This is a genomic window from Lysinibacillus parviboronicapiens (genome assembly GCF_003049605.2).
Lineage (GTDB): Bacteria > Bacillota > Bacilli > Bacillales_A > Planococcaceae > Lysinibacillus > Lysinibacillus parviboronicapiens.
Window position 1 is genome coordinate 2706194 of record NZ_CP073713.1, and the last position, 14347, is coordinate 2720540.

Consider the following 14347-nt stretch of genomic DNA (forward strand, 5'->3'; position numbering starts at 1 on the left):
ATATCGTATAAATTTGCGATACACAGTCCTTTCTTTAGTATATTCTACGAAATCGGTGTTAATAAGTTCCGTAGAAAACTATATTTTACATTTTATTCCGATAAAGAAAAATGCTATTCACAAGGTTCAGCCTGTGAATAGCATTTTTGCTCTTTTAATGATTTACTACAAACTCGTGGTTCCAACTGGTAGACTCAGAAAGTTGGTAGGTCACCATATTGGCGGTTACAGCGAGCACAATGCCTGCTCGAAAGCTCGTAACATTTGTAGGATTTTCTAATACTAAAACGACATAACCCTCACCTTGACCTTGTGCATCTACAGCGTTAGTGGCATCAAATTCAAAAGTAGCATACGTATCTTCATCCTTCGAAACGAGTAATCGTTCCTCTTGATAGACGCCCTGCTCTTTCAAATTATAGCTCACTGGCATCCATCCTTCTGACCAGTCAATACTTCCAAGTATTTCTTTTTTTCGACTGACGAGTTTTCCAATTGAAAACGTAAAATATATCTTTATAACAGCCTGTTCCAACTCATTTTTTCCTTCACACGTAGCTACTACTTGCAGTTTAATGTCCTCTTTTGAGAGCTTAAATACAATAACTAAAATCGTAACAAAAATACAAATGATTAGCGCAACGCCAACAATTACTATCGCCATTAGACCCCTCCTATAATCCCATTTACTATTACCAATAGATTACCATGTTTTAGGTATAATGGTATTGTTTCACCAAACAATCTTAAGATATGACATGGCCATAAATGATGTGACAAAAAACGAGATACCTTACTTAAGAAGAAAGCATAACAATAGTCATCCATCAAATGGATAAATCGTAGCGATTCAAAGCAGCTGTATGAAAGTGCTTATTCATGTATTGTTATTTGGTAGCTTGTAATTCAGCAGTAACTGTAAACGGCATTTTTAAATATTCATACTGAATGGATATCTTTTGGATGTCAGAAGTATTAAGCTTTAAAGCATAGTGCTGTGGCTGCTTGCCGATTGCCTGTCTATCTATGTATTGACTAGGAAAAAGCTTCACTTGTTTTAATTTATGAAATGTAAAGTTTGGGTTGCCTTCTATTTTAGTTTCCGCTTCAAATGGCTCAGACTTACTTATAACCAATTCAACACTTTCTGGGAGCTTTTCATTTACAACAATACTCTGTAACTGAATTTCCCGCATACCCTTATTTTCAATTTCAATCAATCGAACAGTTGAGTTGTCATCAATGCTTGTATAGCCATTGATGACAAGTGGTGGATTACTTTTTAGATAGACGATTAAAATAGCACCTACCACAAACAAACTAAAGAACAACACAAATAGTATTTTTTTCATTCAATTCCTCACTTTCTTGCTTCACAACAAGTATAGCGGCAAATCATTGCCAGTGGAATTGAATTTTCCTTGTCTAATCAGTTATAGCTATAGCAGTTTACAATATTTTTTTTAATAGTATTTCATCACGTATCGGAATTCCGTGTTCGCCAACCACTGGGATTTCTGGTTTATAAGCCCTTGCTAGCTCTACTGCATTTTGTATGATTTCAACTAAATGATATCCTCTTTTTTGATAGAACCTTAAGGCATGTAAGTTATCGTTGGTCGTTATAAGTGTCATCATTGTAAAGTCATTTTGGATCGCAATATTTTCTACTGCCTGTACTAGTAATGAACCAATACCTTTTCCACCATCGATACTATCAAGTGAAATAATTTCACATGCCTCCCCGCGCATCTTGTAGGTGACTAGTCCAATCATCATCTGATCCTCATTAACGTAAGCAAAGCCATCTAACTTACTACAGTCATAGATGCCACTGGATATGACCATCTCTGTGCTCCCCCAATGATCCGTAAAAAACTGTAACACTTTATTTTGAGCCAACTGCCAAATAGCAACAACTGTCATATATAATCTCCTACTCTAAATTGAAATATGGAAGACACCTGCAATGGCTTTTTGTATACCTAAAAACACTGCCCAAGAAACGATGCCAAGTCCAATAGCGAACACAATATGAACAGATGACTTCATTGCCATGTAAATAACAAAAAGCATGACCATCGTTGCCGGGAGACCGACCAAAACACCAACCGTAAATCGCTGGATATGGTCACTTGATTCACTTTGAACGGTAAGCCAAATAATACTTAAAATACTAACAAGCGGTAGTGCTGCAATTATACCTCCGTAAGTTGGGAATCTCCTTGCAACCTCTGTCACGATGCCAATGATTGCCGCTGAGCTAAGAATTTTTAACAGTGTATACATTATTTCGACACCTCACTTAATAAACGAAATGCCTGTAAGATTGTTTGTTGTTCACTAGCTGATAAATGATTAAGTGCATGTTGCAGTTTCTTATCATCTAATTCAGTGTTTTTCTTTACAACATTTAGGCCATCTGCTGTTAGGTGAAGATTCACCTTACGCTGATCATCGACTGCCCGCTCCTTTTGCACCCAACCATTGCGCTCTAGTTTTTTTATATGCTCAGACGCTGTATTTTGTGAAATATTCAACAGCTCTGCAATTTGTCGAACTGTTACTTCCTCTTCCTTCTGAATCATTTGTAATATGCGCACACTCTGATGCGAAATAACATCCTCATGGGTAGTGTGAAGATGATAGAAAATGGTTGTAAAATAGTTATTAATATCTTGTATCATTGTTTATTACTCCTTTAATATATCGTCAAGAGCGATTATATCGTATATAACGATATATTAAAAGGTTTTTTTATAATGTTTTGACAAGACATCCTCTTATCCCTTTAGATTTGGATTTATCACCCAATTTTTTATTTTTATCGACTGATGTCTTTTTGTTTTTTTGTATAATCCTTACTATCCCATGCCCAATCTACAAAGGCATAAACCACGATAATCCACAGCGCCATTCCTAAGCTCGATACGAGATAAACCTCTTGTGTTTGATAATACTTGCCACCTAACTGAGTGAAAAACAAAATGATAAAAAATGATAGATATTTATTTTTTCGCAAAAATCGCATATACAAGTACTCCTTTCTTTATTTCGTTTCCTTAAAATGTTAAGATAATTGTAGTTTTCTTTACTAGGAGGAATCGAAATGGTCGCATTCTTTTGTAATGCTTGCTCTAGAACGACATCTTTGCAGGTCAAAGAGATCTAGATTAAGTTAACTTCGATAACACAAAATGGATGATCTCTTTAGGCCACAACCAAAAAGCCTATATTAAATGGAGTGATTTCACATGGAAAAACAAACAAACCAGCCGTTTTTATCGGTTGCCAACTATCATTTACTCGAGCAACAAATGAATAAAATCTTACAGGCACTTGCTACAACTCAGGACAAGAATGTTATACTTGCCGTTCGCGGTATTGTAGAAACAGAAATTACAACAAAGGTGACAATGACTGCTGCCGAAGCTCAGCTGATTGAGCAGCTATTTTCCGTAACAGACCGTAAACAAGGTGAAGATTATTTAGAAAGTTTAAAGGTCTATGTCATCCCGTTCAAACCTGTCACTGCTAGTACAATTAAAAGCTTGTTCAAAAAGGAAAAAAAGTTAAAGTTACCAAGTTTGGATGATATGGATTTTCAGCAAATTTGCTATTTAGCTTGGGATGATCCTGGTACACATCGAAAATATGTAATCATTGAGCAAGACGAGCAACTAAAAGCCATTAAAGGAATTTTTGCAAACAATACGATTCGTGGTATTTGCGCTATTTGCAACCGTCACTCTGATGTTGGCCTCTTTACAACTTCTGTTAAAGGTCAAATCGTTGGCACATTTACCAACCATAGTAATTACATTTGTGCGGATAGCGACAAATGTAACCAGCATGTATCAGATATGCAAAAAGTAAATGCGTTTTTCAATCGCATCACGCAATAAAAAATGGGCCTTCTCCACAATTTGGAGAAGGCTTTTAATTTGGCCCAGTTATTGAAATCCATCGGGGATATGACTCTTGCATACACGCCAAGCATCATTAGTCATTTTAGAAAGTTCAATTATAATAAGCGCTTATGCCCTCGTTTTCTCTTTCGCTATGTAATGTTTTGTATAGCTTATTGAATATCTATTCCTATACAGTCCTCTGTTATATCCTCCGTTGTTGATGACCTGCTGAAATCTTAATACTGAGATTGGCTATTTTACCGTCATAAATGTGATTTTCCATTTGTGTCATATCCAAAACGCTCCTAATTTTCACTACCTTTTTTTGTTGTCCATGAAGCGTAACCTCATACGGTGCATTATTATTCATGAAAATCATCTCTTCCTTGTAGATGGCATCATTAAATTCTACTTGAAACGTAACATCTTCCTTACTTAAATTTCGTAGCGTCAATTGGCAAACCCCTTGTAAAGTGTCTTCATCCAACTTGTCATATGTACATTCACTGCGATAGGCATCAAACGATATCGCCTGAATGCCTGTTGCCCATGTATACTGGTAGACACAAACAAAGAAAGATGGAATAAAGACAAAACTTAAAATCGCAGTTATATACATCAATAAGAAATGTTTCTTTAATGACCTTCTAATGCAATAAAAACATCCGATAAGGAAAATGATAGCGAGTATGCTCTTTAGTTGAAAAGCTTCGAGTGTAACAATCGGAACATTGAGCAGGACCACATCACTGATATTATTTAAAGCATCAGGATAGGGTATCGCAAGCAATATAGCTACGAATAACAGAACTATGGCTATCTTAAAATAATACCAATTTCTTATCATTTATCACCCTCCTCCAGTCTTCTTATTCTAAATTAGGATTGCATGAATACAGACAAAATACTTAGATAACTAACAAAATAAGCAAGTGTGCTCAACATTACAATGTACCGCTTCGACGCACGATTAAATTGCCACTCCATAATTGCTCGAAATCCATAGATAGCCACACTTAAGAAGATGAAAGTGCCTATTGGAAATTCCCTTACTTCTGTAAAATAGAAATAGCCTATTAGGCCAATTATAAATAGCAAAAGAATCACAATTTCAACTATTATTTGTAAACGATGAACCGTTTTATCCATCATGTTTGCTTGCTTTTGAATTTGAAAACGCTTGTATAAGTACTTATCGATTAACAACCATCCACTAAACATGATGACACTAAATACTATGAGCTTGAGCATGTGTTTCCACCTCGCTTCTTTACTCACATATACGGTTAAACCAGCTAAAAGTTTCAATATATTTACATATTTCGAAATGTTACTTTATCTTTTTCTATAAAAAATGGACTATCACCAAAAGCAGGTGTTAACCAACTTTAGGACAGCCCATGTGCATTAGTATTGAAGTTTTCGATTATCTGTTTTAATGATGGTAGATGCGATAATCACGAAGCCCAGCATTAAAATAAAGATTAAATCCAGTAAACCAGTATGCATCGAAACGGTAAACAACGTAATTGTAAATGCGTATGCGACAGAGTGGAAACTGCGAATCCCTTCCTGCTTCACTTTATTATAGATTAATGAAATTAACACACCATACAACAAGAAGCCGATTGCTACTAATAAATAACCACCATCTAAGAACAATTGTCCAATAAAGGTTGGGGTTGTTGTTCGTCCTTCACGCGTAATAAATATACCGCCTTTTACACTAATAGAGTTTACGACCTCCGTTACCTTCATGCGAGGTGAGATTTGTTCACCAGGTAAAATCGTACTAAAAATCCCCTGATGCATTTCTCCTTTTAAGTACCCTTCATCTTGTGTATATTCGATAATCTTACTCAAAACGATATGACTTGTGACACTTTCCGCGTTGATGGCACGCATCCAACTAGGTGTCATGTTTACCTTTTGTTCAGCCGTTAATAGCTTCTCTTCCTCTTCTGCTGACAATTCCACATTTGGCTGTTCACGATTATTAAAATCCTTTGATAAATCCTCTGTTAGGACACGGATAAATCCGAACATAGAGAAAGATACCCCAATAACGACTAATGCTGTTAAGAACCACGTTAACTTCACCCGTTTCACCATATAGTGGAAAATAATGATACCCGTAAATAACATAATGATTAATGGTGTTCGATAGCCCATTAATAAGAACAGGAACATCACTACAGCGAAAATCGAACCATAGACGATTGCCCTTTTCCATGTCATATTCTTTTCCAAAATCATTTTATAAGACAAGAGCAATAAAGTCCCGAACCATAATAATTGGCTAAAGAAGTTTAATTTTGGGTCCAGGTTACGGCGGTTGGCTTCATCGGTAATCCCTAAGTTACCACTAAATAGCATCATTAAATAGGAGACTAACCCAAGAAATGTTAATACAACTATAAAATGAATTACATATTTCCCTAAGAACGACAGACCAAATGTTGGAATGGTCCATTGGAGTTTATCGATTAAATATACACCTATGTAATAACAGACAAGTGCTAAAATAACGACTGGCCATATGAATACACGAACACTATACTGTTCAAATTTATGCCAATCAAATAAGCTAGTAAAAAAATATAGCACTAATATAAAAGGTAAAAAGAAATACGGTGAAAACATATCAATCTGATTTAACTTTCCAAAAAAATGTTTCAGTTTACTCATACATATCACACCTTATGAAGATGTTCATTCCCCTCCTCATTCATCAACTGATTGCTACCAATTTCGAAGTAAAACAAAAATAGTATAACATAAATAAAATTTCATTTATAGAAAATATTACTATATTTTATAATAAATTCACAAAAGATTATATTATTGATAATTTACCATGTATTTATACTTTCAAATCAGAATCGGTTTTAGTTTTTTATACTTACGTTCCACAGATTGTTCAGTACTTTCAACTCAAACAATAATTAGTATTAAGAAGTAAATTCAAAGTATCATATTTATAAATCAACCAATAATGTAAAATATTACTTGATGGCGCAATTCACTCTTTTTACGATAAAAACACTTAGGAGGTATACAATGAAAATAAAGATTGCCACTCTAGATGACATTCAACAAATCGAGGTTTTATATGAAGAGCTTTTTTTTGAAATGTCAGCCCTACAACCAAAATATTTGAAACCCGCCAAACAAGATGTGGTGTTTATTAAGAATACAATTAATGAAAAAAAATCAGATATTTTAATAGCTGATATAAATAACCGAGTAGTAGGCTTTTTGTTAATTCAAGAATCAACGACTCCACCATATTCATGTCTGATTGATCATAATTATGCCTTTATTATTGATGTAATTGTTGGAAGCCAATATCAAAATCAAGGAATCGGTTCAGCTTTACTATTAGAAGCGAAAAAATGGGCAGAAAAACGCAATTTGGATTACTTGGAGTTGAACGTATTGTCTGAAAACATCGGCGCTATAGCTTTATATGAAAAACATGGGTTCAAAGATACGAGTCATACTATGCGTCTTGAATTTTAAACGAGGACAGAGAATTCATTATTAAAGGAGCTGTTAATTACAGCTCCAAATACTTCAGCTCTCCAAGTAAAAAATAAGCGTCTCTTGCTACACAAAATTTTTCTGACGCAAACCACGATTGTTCAGTATTCTACTTTTACTAAACTACTGGCCATTCAACGACGTATCGTGTGACATCACTGCAACTATAATTTACAAACATACATATCGAGGTGCTTAAAATGATATTATTCGGAAAATACATATATATTGCTTTCTTTGTAACCCTGTTTTTATTTACAACAGCTTGGGAGTATTTCAGAAATGGAAATTGGGCTCTGCTCAATAATTTTCTCTATTCTTTATGGTTAGTAATTTTTATTTTCGTGGTAACACTGCTATTTAGAAGTAAAAAAAGATGAAAAGAAATAACAAAAACGAGGTATAACTATGGAAATGTCATTCAATGTTCACACACTTATTTGGTTGTTTCCCATTTTTTTTATTATCCATGACTTCGAGGAGATTATTATGGTAGAAAAATGGTTAACGAAGAATCGTAATAAACTGTATGAAAGATTGCCCGCAAAAATAGCTGATAGAATAGTAAAGCAATTTTCCATGTCTACAGCACAATTTGCTGTTGCAGTATTATTCATCTTTTTATTTGTAAGTCTCTCTACGATTATGGCCAACCAGTATTTAATTAATGGGATAGCTATCAATATCTATTTTTTCACAGCCATAACATTAGTTTTTTTCATCCATGCATTTTCCCATATCGGGCAATCTATATTATTTCGATCTATTACTCCTGGAGCAATCACATCGGTAATAATCATACTCCCATACAGTTTTGTTTTATATAAATCATTGTTTATTCAGGAAATCATTACTTGGAAAATTATCTTACTAAGTTTACCTTTCGGTATTTTATTTTTCCCAGTTGTCTTAACTGCTCATTGGTTAGGGAAAAAGGTTATATAAAATTTAATAGCATTTATGAGAACCCAACATCCAGTTGGATTCTTTTAATGGGTTCTTGTTCACCATTAAGCCCTTGGTTAATAATCATAACTTTCTCGTTCATCTCAGTAGCCTGTTAAGTTTGGCGTACATGCTTTTCTCTGCCCTTCCCTCTCAAAAATACATTCAACTAATACAATATTTTTGAACTGGGCGTAAGGTAATTACTTTTAGGAAAATACAGCAAAGGTAACCTTAGTTGTTCCATTAATGGCGCGATTGAAAAACACTTAATACAATTCAAAAGAATTATCAAGCAGATATTGTAGGATTTAGTGATGTGCTTCACCGTGAAGATTACAAAGCATGGAAAGAAATTAAAGCTGATTGGCCAACGGTATTTCCCGAATTAGAGGTAAAAGTTGAAGTCAATGTAAATACAAGCAGTTTGGGCACTATGACAAACTTGAAATTAAAAGAGTAATATTAAATATTAAGGTACTGAAAGGTCCTCTCCCCGTGTTACCAAAGGTTTCAGCCTTTTGCAAAACACTTCCTATACCAAACCTATTTAATTAGCATATGTTATCTCTACATGGCAAAGAAAGGCGGAAATTAATGAATCCACGCTTAGCACAATTACTTCAAAAGGTAAGTTTATATGGTACTTTAGCTAAATACTATACATATTGATCCAGAAAGACGTATGTATTTTTACAATTAGCATTTTATGTATGAAACCCAACTAGTTCAACTTTATTGGCAACTTCACAGGGAAAATCCTAATTTATAAAAGAGTCATTTTATTCAAAGTCCAGAGTTAATAGACGAATAACCAAAAAAAGACCAGGTACTCACTTTAAAATGAGCGCCTGGTTATTTATTTTGATAACTAAAAAGTGATTATTACATTTACATTTCATTTTGAGAACTTAGGAACATATCACAATAAATTTGTTGATCTTTATCTATACCTTTTATAATTACATATTTATTACCCCATTCACACATTGTGTTTAATACTGGTACAAATGATTTTCCTAGATCAGTTAAGCTGTATTCAACCTTTGGTGGTACTTCTTTAAATATTTCTCTTCGTACAAGTCCATCTTTTTCTAACTGTTTCAATTGATCTGTTAAGACTTTTTGTGTAATTCCAGGTATTAATTCGTAAAACTCTTTTGTTCTTACTGATTTTTGACTCAAGAAAAAGAGTATTAAACATTTCCATTTACCACCTGCAATGTTCATAAAAATGTTGATTCCGGTATTATAGTTAACCATCTTCTTTTCCTCCTAACTCACGAATAGGCACTTTAAAGTGGCTATACCACTTTAAAGTGCGTTATTTTCTTATTTATTATTGCTTACTATAATTAAAGCTGCAAGATAAAAAATATTCGGAGTTGATAGCATGAGTGTAAAAAATATTTTGGAAAAAAGACGTTCAGTTAGACATTATGATTCAAGTTATAAAATAAGTTCAGAAATTCTAACCTCATTAGTTGAAAGTGCAAGTAAGTCACCTAATGGAAATAATATTCAAGCTACTCGATACTTAATTATTGATAATCCGGACCTAAGAAATTTAATACTGCCTATAGCCTTTAATCAACAACAAGTGATAGAAGCTTCAACTTTAATTGTTATGTTGGGTGATTATCAGGCATTTGACAAAGGTAATATTATTAAGATACATGAGGAAGGCTTTCAAGCAGGTTATTTTGATGAATCGCTAAGAGATTATCTAGCGAATGCCGCAATAAATTATTATGAAAATAAATCAAAAGAAGATCTAAAGCTAGAATTAACTAGAGATGTAGGTCTTGCGTCAATGTCATTAATTTTATTGGCAAATGAAGCTGGTTTTGACACAATTACTATGTCAGGCTATGACTCTAAAAAATTAAAAGACATCTTAAATATTTCTGAAAGGTATTTAGATGTTATGCTCATAGCTATTGGTAAAGGTACTAAAGCCGGTCATAAGACCGTAAGGCATGATGCAAATAAGGTAATGTATAGAAACGAAATAATTTAATGTTCTTATAGTATCTAATTATGTAAAATAGGTAGACAAAGAAATATGTCATTCTTGATGACAAGAAGCCCAGGCTCAAAATTAATTGAGTACCTGGGCTTTGCTGTATGGTTGAGGAATGGTGCATCTTAACCCTTTGTGCAGAAAGGAAAAGTTGCACCTGAATTATTATATCAACACAAGTATATAGATAGTATCCAACAAATGGTTTAAAAAGAAATATAAACATAACTACTTGGATAATATACATTTTTAACTAATAATATCCAATTAATAAAAAATTTTTAATTACAATTGTATAGGACAAATAGTTGGAAACAAAAAATGACAGTGCATTTTGAGAAAGATCTCACTTCTATGGTGTAAAAAAATATGAAACAAAGCCACACCTTGTTAGATGTGACCTCTTAATTAGTTTTATAAATAATAAGTGCTGTATATGTTGCATAAGAAATTTTATATTGAGCCATAGATAACTTAATATCAATAAAATCTCCTTCGGGTAAATCATACAAAAATGTATTAATCATGTTTTCAAGAATTCCATTATCCTTTGCTTCAAGCATTTTGGTTCTTAATTGTGCCACTTTCATCCACTTTCATCCACTTCCATCTAACTTAATAATAGAATAAATGGAATGTATTGCCATTATAAAAAGGGACTACCATTTTAGTAGCCTTCTATGCTTGTTTGCAAAACGCCGTACAAGCGAGCGTGCTTATTTTGTAATGGAAATTTAATTAGCATATTTCCGTACGCTTTTGATAAAACTTGATAATATCAATTTACTACAGATTTTTGTGAACTTCGCTAGTGTTAGGAAGTTCAATATATGGATTATTAGAAATTTCTAACTTCTACACAAACACAAAAACAACAAAATAAACTAATGCTGTAGGAACTGCGTAAGAAGATATTCCATTTAAACTCCATTTGTCTTCATCAAGTGTCCAAAGAAAAATAAACAATGTTATCATGGTAATCCCAAAAGCGTTCAAAATAATATTTAATAATCCAATAACCCCCATCCCCTTTTCTATCCTTTACATTTACATTAATATATTCTTCATGCATTAAGCCCATGCTAATCGCTTGGCTGTTTCATCAATTAATGCATTGCGTTTACCTAGCACCTTATCGCGACATATACAATCGATCTGCAATGTCTTCCCATTCATAACATTTCTTTTCTGTATCCCAATAACGCATGTCTACTATGATTTTTAGATCGTGATCCAACTGGGAATATATTTCTTCAATTGTGTTAACAATATCTTTTAGTTTTTGATAAAGCTTTTCTTCAGCAAGGATTATAGCTTTACGTTCTGGGATTGGAAATATTGTTCAAGCGTCCACCATCGATATTATGTTCATTAAGTAATTCCCATTCTCGATACTTCAATTTCTTCTTATATTCATCAAATTGTATCCAATACCTTTCGATTATTTGTATATCACTACGCGATAACGTAGGCATTTGCAGCACCTACCTTGTTTGTTAATTTACTTAATTGTGAGTTGTAACGAACGATCCCACTCTGGTTTGATGTATAAATATAATAAAGTCTGGACAAAATAAGAGTGTCTATAGTGTTCTCATTTTACTTAAGGCTGCAGAGATTTCGCTCGCTGCGGTTTTTTTATTTTTCAAGGCAATTCACTATACAAACATAGCTATAACGTCATATTAATAATAATGTAAAGCTAATTTAGCCTTACAAAATCACTCAAGATCACTCTTTTCTTGAACATTGGGTCACTCCCACACGTGACCCTTGTTTACCGTAATAACGCTGCGGTTTTTTACTTTTTAATCTATTTCAAAGGCAATGAACTATACAAACCTAGTTATCCAATCATATAAATAGTAGTGTTAAGCTAATTTCGCTTAGCTTGGCACCTCCTGAATTGTTAGTTCTGGGTCACTTTCCTACGAGTGACCCTATAATATTTGTTTAGTAATCCCATTTTTCTCTTAGAAATTCTTTCCATACAGTTGAAATGGTATTAAATCCCATTACATATATTAGTTTTGGGATAGCTACTTTTGCATCGCCCCAAACTGTAATTGCTTTTTGCTATCCCATCATTCCAAATCTTGCGATTAATTCTCATATAGTGCAGTATCAGATTGTTTAACAAGTTCTTTCGTATTCACAGTCAAATGCCCACAGAAAAAATACATATCACATCATAATAATAGTTAGGGTATAAAGCTAATCCATTTGCTTTATACCTCTACTTTTTGGGGTCACTGATAATGCCACAATAGCCCTTTTATAATTTCCTCAAAATTTTCAGTAGCAAATATTGCGAATATATTCATCTGCAACAACTAATACAGAATTTTCGTCACAATCATATATATACACTTTATTATTCTCTTCTATTGGCTTGCGTAAATCCTCCCCAACTAATAAATCCCCTTCAATTTCTATGTGATAATAAATACCGCCAATTTCGAGTAATGTTACTTCTTTTACATAAATTTTCGTATTTTTCCTTTTATGAAACGAAGCCATGTAACCTTTGATTTTTCTCACCTTCCTACTACAAATCTTTTTACTAATACATATATTTTTCCATAATGGCCCAAACTCGAAGGCATGCTGTATCACAAATATATCGATTAGGTGTTTTGCCACGTCTAACTAAACGAAATCCCCTTTTCTCAAGGTCAGCAATAGCAACATCTAACTCAGAGTCATTTTTTCGTTGTATTGGTGGTAATCTAAATACGCCATTATGTGCTAATGAACGATTGAACATTAAATCCATCCCCTTTAGAAAATATTCAGCTTATCGTGAGCAACATGTCCATATTTTATTCTGTGAATATCTAGGGATTTTTGGTTATTAAATATAGTTTGTTAATTCAGCAATTTTTCAAATTTGAAAAAAATATAAGGATAATAAAACATGTTCTGAACAGACTAAATTCAGGAGGTGAAACCCATGCCAAATAATAACAACAATCAATACGTTAACCAAATCAAACAACAAATCCAACAAGCCGAAGCTAACAAAAATCAAGCTTCAGGTCGTTTTGCAACTCCGAATGCAATGAACTCAATGAACGAAGAATTCGGGACTGAGACTGATGTTAACCAAGTTAAACAACAAATTCAGCAAGCAGAGGCTAAGAAAATACAAGCTTCTGGTCGTAACGCAAATAATGGTTACGGAAACAATACAAATTAAGTTGATAATAAGCCCAAACCGGCAATCTTTTTCTGCCGGTTTTTTATTCTCCCCTGCTGAATAAAATCCTCAAAGTGTTCAGTAACCTTGTTTTTAAATGAATTATTTTTTAAATTTCATCCATACTTGTTTAAAAAAAGGCAAGAAACCAGAAAGGAAGTGTAGTATGGGCATACTTAGCGGAAATCCAAAAGATGAACCATTGCATTATGGTGAAGTATTTAGTGTTTGGTCAGGTTTAGTTGCAGGCTCTAGCATGATTGCTGGCTATCAAACATTCTATAATCATGCAGGTGACGAAGATCTAAAAAAAATTATTGAAGATATAATCGACCTTTGTAGGGATGAAGTAAAACAATTAGAAAAAATCTTAAAAACTAATGGTATTGGTTTACCACCTGCTCCACCTGAAAGACCTGTAGCAAGACTGGAAGATATTCCTCCAGGAGCAAAGTTTAATGATCCAGAAATCAGCGCCGCGCTTACAGCCGACCTAGTTGCTGGATTGGTTGCATGCAGTCAAGCAATGGGCACTTCAACTCGTGAAGACATTGCTTTAATGTATGGTCAATTCCATGCGGCAAAAGCTCTAATCGGTGCTAAACTTCTACGTCTTAATAAAAATAAAGGTTGGTTAGTTTCACCACCATTACATGTAGATTATCCAGAAAAATAGTATCTATTTACCTGACAAACCGTCTCCCCCAGTACTAAAACTGGGGTTTT

Annotated in this window: 21 protein-coding genes and 1 pseudogene; 7 read left to right on the forward strand and 15 right to left on the reverse strand. The window is 33.7% G+C overall.

Annotated elements, in window-relative coordinates:
• Positions 1–154: 154 nt before the first annotated feature.
• From C9J31_RS12950 to C9J31_RS12975, 6 genes are all read right to left on the reverse strand, one after another.
• Entirely contained in the window at positions 155–664 is a 510-nt protein-coding gene (locus C9J31_RS12950) for a hypothetical protein (protein WP_107925584.1), read from the reverse strand.
• 223 nt (positions 665–887) lie between these two features.
• Positions 888–1352 (reverse strand): hypothetical protein, encoded by a 465-nt coding sequence (locus C9J31_RS12955; protein ID WP_107925582.1) that lies wholly within the window; start codon positions 1350–1352, stop codon positions 888–890.
• 97 nt (positions 1353–1449) lie between these two features.
• Positions 1450–1926: a GNAT family N-acetyltransferase gene (locus C9J31_RS12960; RefSeq protein WP_107951622.1), complete on the reverse strand. Its 477-nt coding sequence runs from the start codon at positions 1924–1926 to the stop codon at positions 1450–1452.
• Positions 1927–1941: 15 nt separating this feature from the next.
• Complete coding sequence (locus C9J31_RS12965) at positions 1942–2289, reverse strand: DUF3147 family protein (RefSeq protein ID WP_054768359.1); 348 nt, start codon at positions 2287–2289, stop codon at positions 1942–1944.
• On the reverse strand, positions 2289–2687 hold the full coding sequence (locus tag C9J31_RS12970) for a MarR family winged helix-turn-helix transcriptional regulator (protein ID WP_054768358.1): 399 nt from the start codon (positions 2685–2687) through the stop codon (positions 2289–2291). Before C9J31_RS12970 ends, C9J31_RS12965 begins: the two co-directional genes overlap by 1 nt.
• Before the next feature lie 137 nt (positions 2688–2824).
• The gene (locus tag C9J31_RS12975; protein WP_107925578.1) at positions 2825–3031 is read right to left on the reverse strand and encodes a hypothetical protein; all 207 of its coding nucleotides are present in this window, start codon (positions 3029–3031) and stop codon (positions 2825–2827) included.
• Between the two features lie 223 nt (positions 3032–3254).
• On the opposite strand from C9J31_RS12975, the gene C9J31_RS12980 reads away from it, so the two are divergent.
• Complete coding sequence (locus C9J31_RS12980; RefSeq protein ID WP_107925576.1) at positions 3255–3905, forward strand: FusB/FusC family EF-G-binding protein; 651 nt, start codon at positions 3255–3257, stop codon at positions 3903–3905.
• A gap of 208 nt (positions 3906–4113) precedes the next feature.
• Here the strand turns inward: C9J31_RS12980 and C9J31_RS12985 are convergent, their stop codons facing one another.
• The 3 genes from C9J31_RS12985 to C9J31_RS12995 all read right to left on the reverse strand — a co-directional run bounded on the left by C9J31_RS12985 (position 4114) and on the right by C9J31_RS12995 (position 6599).
• Positions 4114–4758, reverse strand: coding sequence for a hypothetical protein (locus tag C9J31_RS12985; protein ID WP_107951621.1), 645 nt, complete (start codon positions 4756–4758; stop codon positions 4114–4116).
• Positions 4759–4790: 32 nt separating this feature from the next.
• On the reverse strand, positions 4791–5162 hold the full coding sequence (locus C9J31_RS12990) for a DUF4181 domain-containing protein (RefSeq protein WP_107951620.1): 372 nt from the start codon (positions 5160–5162) through the stop codon (positions 4791–4793).
• 156 nt (positions 5163–5318) lie between these two features.
• Positions 5319–6599 (reverse strand): oligosaccharide repeat unit polymerase, encoded by a 1281-nt coding sequence (locus C9J31_RS12995; RefSeq protein WP_107951619.1) that lies wholly within the window; start codon positions 6597–6599, stop codon positions 5319–5321.
• A 372-nt stretch (positions 6600–6971) separates the two neighbouring features.
• On the opposite strand from C9J31_RS12995, the gene C9J31_RS13000 reads away from it, so the two are divergent.
• The 3 genes and pseudogenes from C9J31_RS13000 to C9J31_RS13010 form a co-directional block, all read left to right on the forward strand.
• Entirely contained in the window at positions 6972–7433 is a 462-nt protein-coding gene (locus C9J31_RS13000; protein WP_107951618.1) for a GNAT family N-acetyltransferase, read from the forward strand.
• A 435-nt stretch (positions 7434–7868) separates the two neighbouring features.
• Complete coding sequence (locus C9J31_RS13005; protein ID WP_107951635.1) at positions 7869–8399, forward strand: HXXEE domain-containing protein; 531 nt, start codon at positions 7869–7871, stop codon at positions 8397–8399.
• 274 nt (positions 8400–8673) lie between these two features.
• Positions 8674–8862 (forward strand): annotated as a pseudogene (locus C9J31_RS13010) (Ger(x)C family spore germination C-terminal domain-containing protein); the annotation flags it as partial.
• A gap of 428 nt (positions 8863–9290) precedes the next feature.
• Here C9J31_RS13010 and C9J31_RS13015 read toward each other — a convergent pair.
• Positions 9291–9662: a winged helix-turn-helix transcriptional regulator gene (locus C9J31_RS13015; protein WP_107951615.1), complete on the reverse strand. Its 372-nt coding sequence runs from the start codon at positions 9660–9662 to the stop codon at positions 9291–9293.
• A gap of 130 nt (positions 9663–9792) precedes the next feature.
• On the opposite strand from C9J31_RS13015, the gene C9J31_RS13020 reads away from it, so the two are divergent.
• Positions 9793–10419 carry a nitroreductase family protein gene (locus tag C9J31_RS13020; RefSeq protein ID WP_107951614.1) on the forward strand — a complete coding sequence of 209 codons (627 nt, stop codon included), beginning with the start codon at positions 9793–9795 and terminating at the stop codon, positions 10417–10419.
• Between the two features lie 407 nt (positions 10420–10826).
• On the opposite strand, the gene C9J31_RS13025 is transcribed toward C9J31_RS13020, so the two are convergent.
• The 5 genes from C9J31_RS13025 to C9J31_RS13045 all read right to left on the reverse strand — a co-directional run bounded on the left by C9J31_RS13025 (position 10827) and on the right by C9J31_RS13045 (position 13189).
• Entirely contained in the window at positions 10827–11012 is a 186-nt protein-coding gene (locus C9J31_RS13025) for a sporulation protein Cse60 (RefSeq protein WP_107951613.1), read from the reverse strand.
• Between the two features lie 265 nt (positions 11013–11277).
• Positions 11278–11448 carry a hypothetical protein gene (locus tag C9J31_RS13030; RefSeq protein ID WP_193767207.1) on the reverse strand — a complete coding sequence of 57 codons (171 nt, stop codon included), beginning with the start codon at positions 11446–11448 and terminating at the stop codon, positions 11278–11280.
• A gap of 290 nt (positions 11449–11738) precedes the next feature.
• On the reverse strand, positions 11739–11897 hold the full coding sequence (locus C9J31_RS13035; RefSeq protein ID WP_193767239.1) for a hypothetical protein: 159 nt from the start codon (positions 11895–11897) through the stop codon (positions 11739–11741).
• Positions 11898–12717: 820 nt separating this feature from the next.
• Positions 12718–12963, reverse strand: a complete 246-nt coding sequence (locus tag C9J31_RS13040) for a hypothetical protein (protein WP_153062551.1) — start codon at positions 12961–12963, stop codon at positions 12718–12720.
• A 22-nt stretch (positions 12964–12985) separates the two neighbouring features.
• Complete coding sequence (locus C9J31_RS13045) at positions 12986–13189, reverse strand: hypothetical protein (RefSeq protein WP_107951611.1); 204 nt, start codon at positions 13187–13189, stop codon at positions 12986–12988.
• A 186-nt stretch (positions 13190–13375) separates the two neighbouring features.
• On the opposite strand from C9J31_RS13045, the gene C9J31_RS13050 reads away from it, so the two are divergent.
• Positions 13376–13621 (forward strand): gamma-type small acid-soluble spore protein, encoded by a 246-nt coding sequence (locus C9J31_RS13050; RefSeq protein WP_107926570.1) that lies wholly within the window; start codon positions 13376–13378, stop codon positions 13619–13621.
• Positions 13622–13787: 166 nt separating this feature from the next.
• Positions 13788–14297, forward strand: coding sequence for a DUF3231 family protein (locus tag C9J31_RS13055; protein ID WP_107951610.1), 510 nt, complete (start codon positions 13788–13790; stop codon positions 14295–14297).
• The last annotated feature ends 50 nt before the right edge of the window (positions 14298–14347 follow it).

What these genes read in the sequence shown, in the direction of transcription:
- C9J31_RS12950 (WP_107925584.1), bottom strand. Translation starts at nt 664, where the DNA reads ATGGCGATAGTAATTGTTGGCGTTGCGCTAATCATTTGTATTTTTGTT.
- C9J31_RS12955 (WP_107925582.1), bottom strand. Translation starts at nt 1,352, where the DNA reads ATGAAAAAAATACTATTTGTGTTGTTCTTTAGTTTGTTTGTGGTAGGT.
- C9J31_RS12960 (WP_107951622.1), bottom strand. Translation starts at nt 1,926, where the DNA reads ATGACAGTTGTTGCTATTTGGCAGTTGGCTCAAAATAAAGTGTTACAG.
- C9J31_RS12965 (WP_054768359.1), bottom strand. Translation starts at nt 2,289, where the DNA reads ATGTATACACTGTTAAAAATTCTTAGCTCAGCGGCAATCATTGGCATC.
- C9J31_RS12970 (WP_054768358.1), bottom strand. Translation starts at nt 2,687, where the DNA reads ATGATACAAGATATTAATAACTATTTTACAACCATTTTCTATCATCTT.
- C9J31_RS12975 (WP_107925578.1), bottom strand. Translation starts at nt 3,031, where the DNA reads ATGCGATTTTTGCGAAAAAATAAATATCTATCATTTTTTATCATTTTG.
- C9J31_RS12980 (WP_107925576.1), top strand. Translation starts at nt 3,255, where the DNA reads ATGGAAAAACAAACAAACCAGCCGTTTTTATCGGTTGCCAACTATCAT.
- C9J31_RS12985 (WP_107951621.1), bottom strand. Translation starts at nt 4,758, where the DNA reads ATGATAAGAAATTGGTATTATTTTAAGATAGCCATAGTTCTGTTATTC.
- C9J31_RS12990 (WP_107951620.1), bottom strand. Translation starts at nt 5,162, where the DNA reads ATGCTCAAGCTCATAGTATTTAGTGTCATCATGTTTAGTGGATGGTTG.
- C9J31_RS12995 (WP_107951619.1), bottom strand. Translation starts at nt 6,599, where the DNA reads ATGAGTAAACTGAAACATTTTTTTGGAAAGTTAAATCAGATTGATATG.
- C9J31_RS13000 (WP_107951618.1), top strand. Translation starts at nt 6,972, where the DNA reads ATGAAAATAAAGATTGCCACTCTAGATGACATTCAACAAATCGAGGTT.
- C9J31_RS13005 (WP_107951635.1), top strand. Translation starts at nt 7,869, where the DNA reads ATGTCATTCAATGTTCACACACTTATTTGGTTGTTTCCCATTTTTTTT.
- C9J31_RS13015 (WP_107951615.1), bottom strand. Translation starts at nt 9,662, where the DNA reads ATGGTTAACTATAATACCGGAATCAACATTTTTATGAACATTGCAGGT.
- C9J31_RS13020 (WP_107951614.1), top strand. Translation starts at nt 9,793, where the DNA reads ATGAGTGTAAAAAATATTTTGGAAAAAAGACGTTCAGTTAGACATTAT.
- C9J31_RS13025 (WP_107951613.1), bottom strand. Translation starts at nt 11,012, where the DNA reads ATGAAAGTGGCACAATTAAGAACCAAAATGCTTGAAGCAAAGGATAAT.
- C9J31_RS13030 (WP_193767207.1), bottom strand. Translation starts at nt 11,448, where the DNA reads ATGGGGGTTATTGGATTATTAAATATTATTTTGAACGCTTTTGGGATT.
- C9J31_RS13035 (WP_193767239.1), bottom strand. Translation starts at nt 11,897, where the DNA reads ATGCCTACGTTATCGCGTAGTGATATACAAATAATCGAAAGGTATTGG.
- C9J31_RS13045 (WP_107951611.1), bottom strand. Translation starts at nt 13,189, where the DNA reads ATGTTCAATCGTTCATTAGCACATAATGGCGTATTTAGATTACCACCA.
- C9J31_RS13050 (WP_107926570.1), top strand. Translation starts at nt 13,376, where the DNA reads ATGCCAAATAATAACAACAATCAATACGTTAACCAAATCAAACAACAA.
- C9J31_RS13055 (WP_107951610.1), top strand. Translation starts at nt 13,788, where the DNA reads ATGGGCATACTTAGCGGAAATCCAAAAGATGAACCATTGCATTATGGT.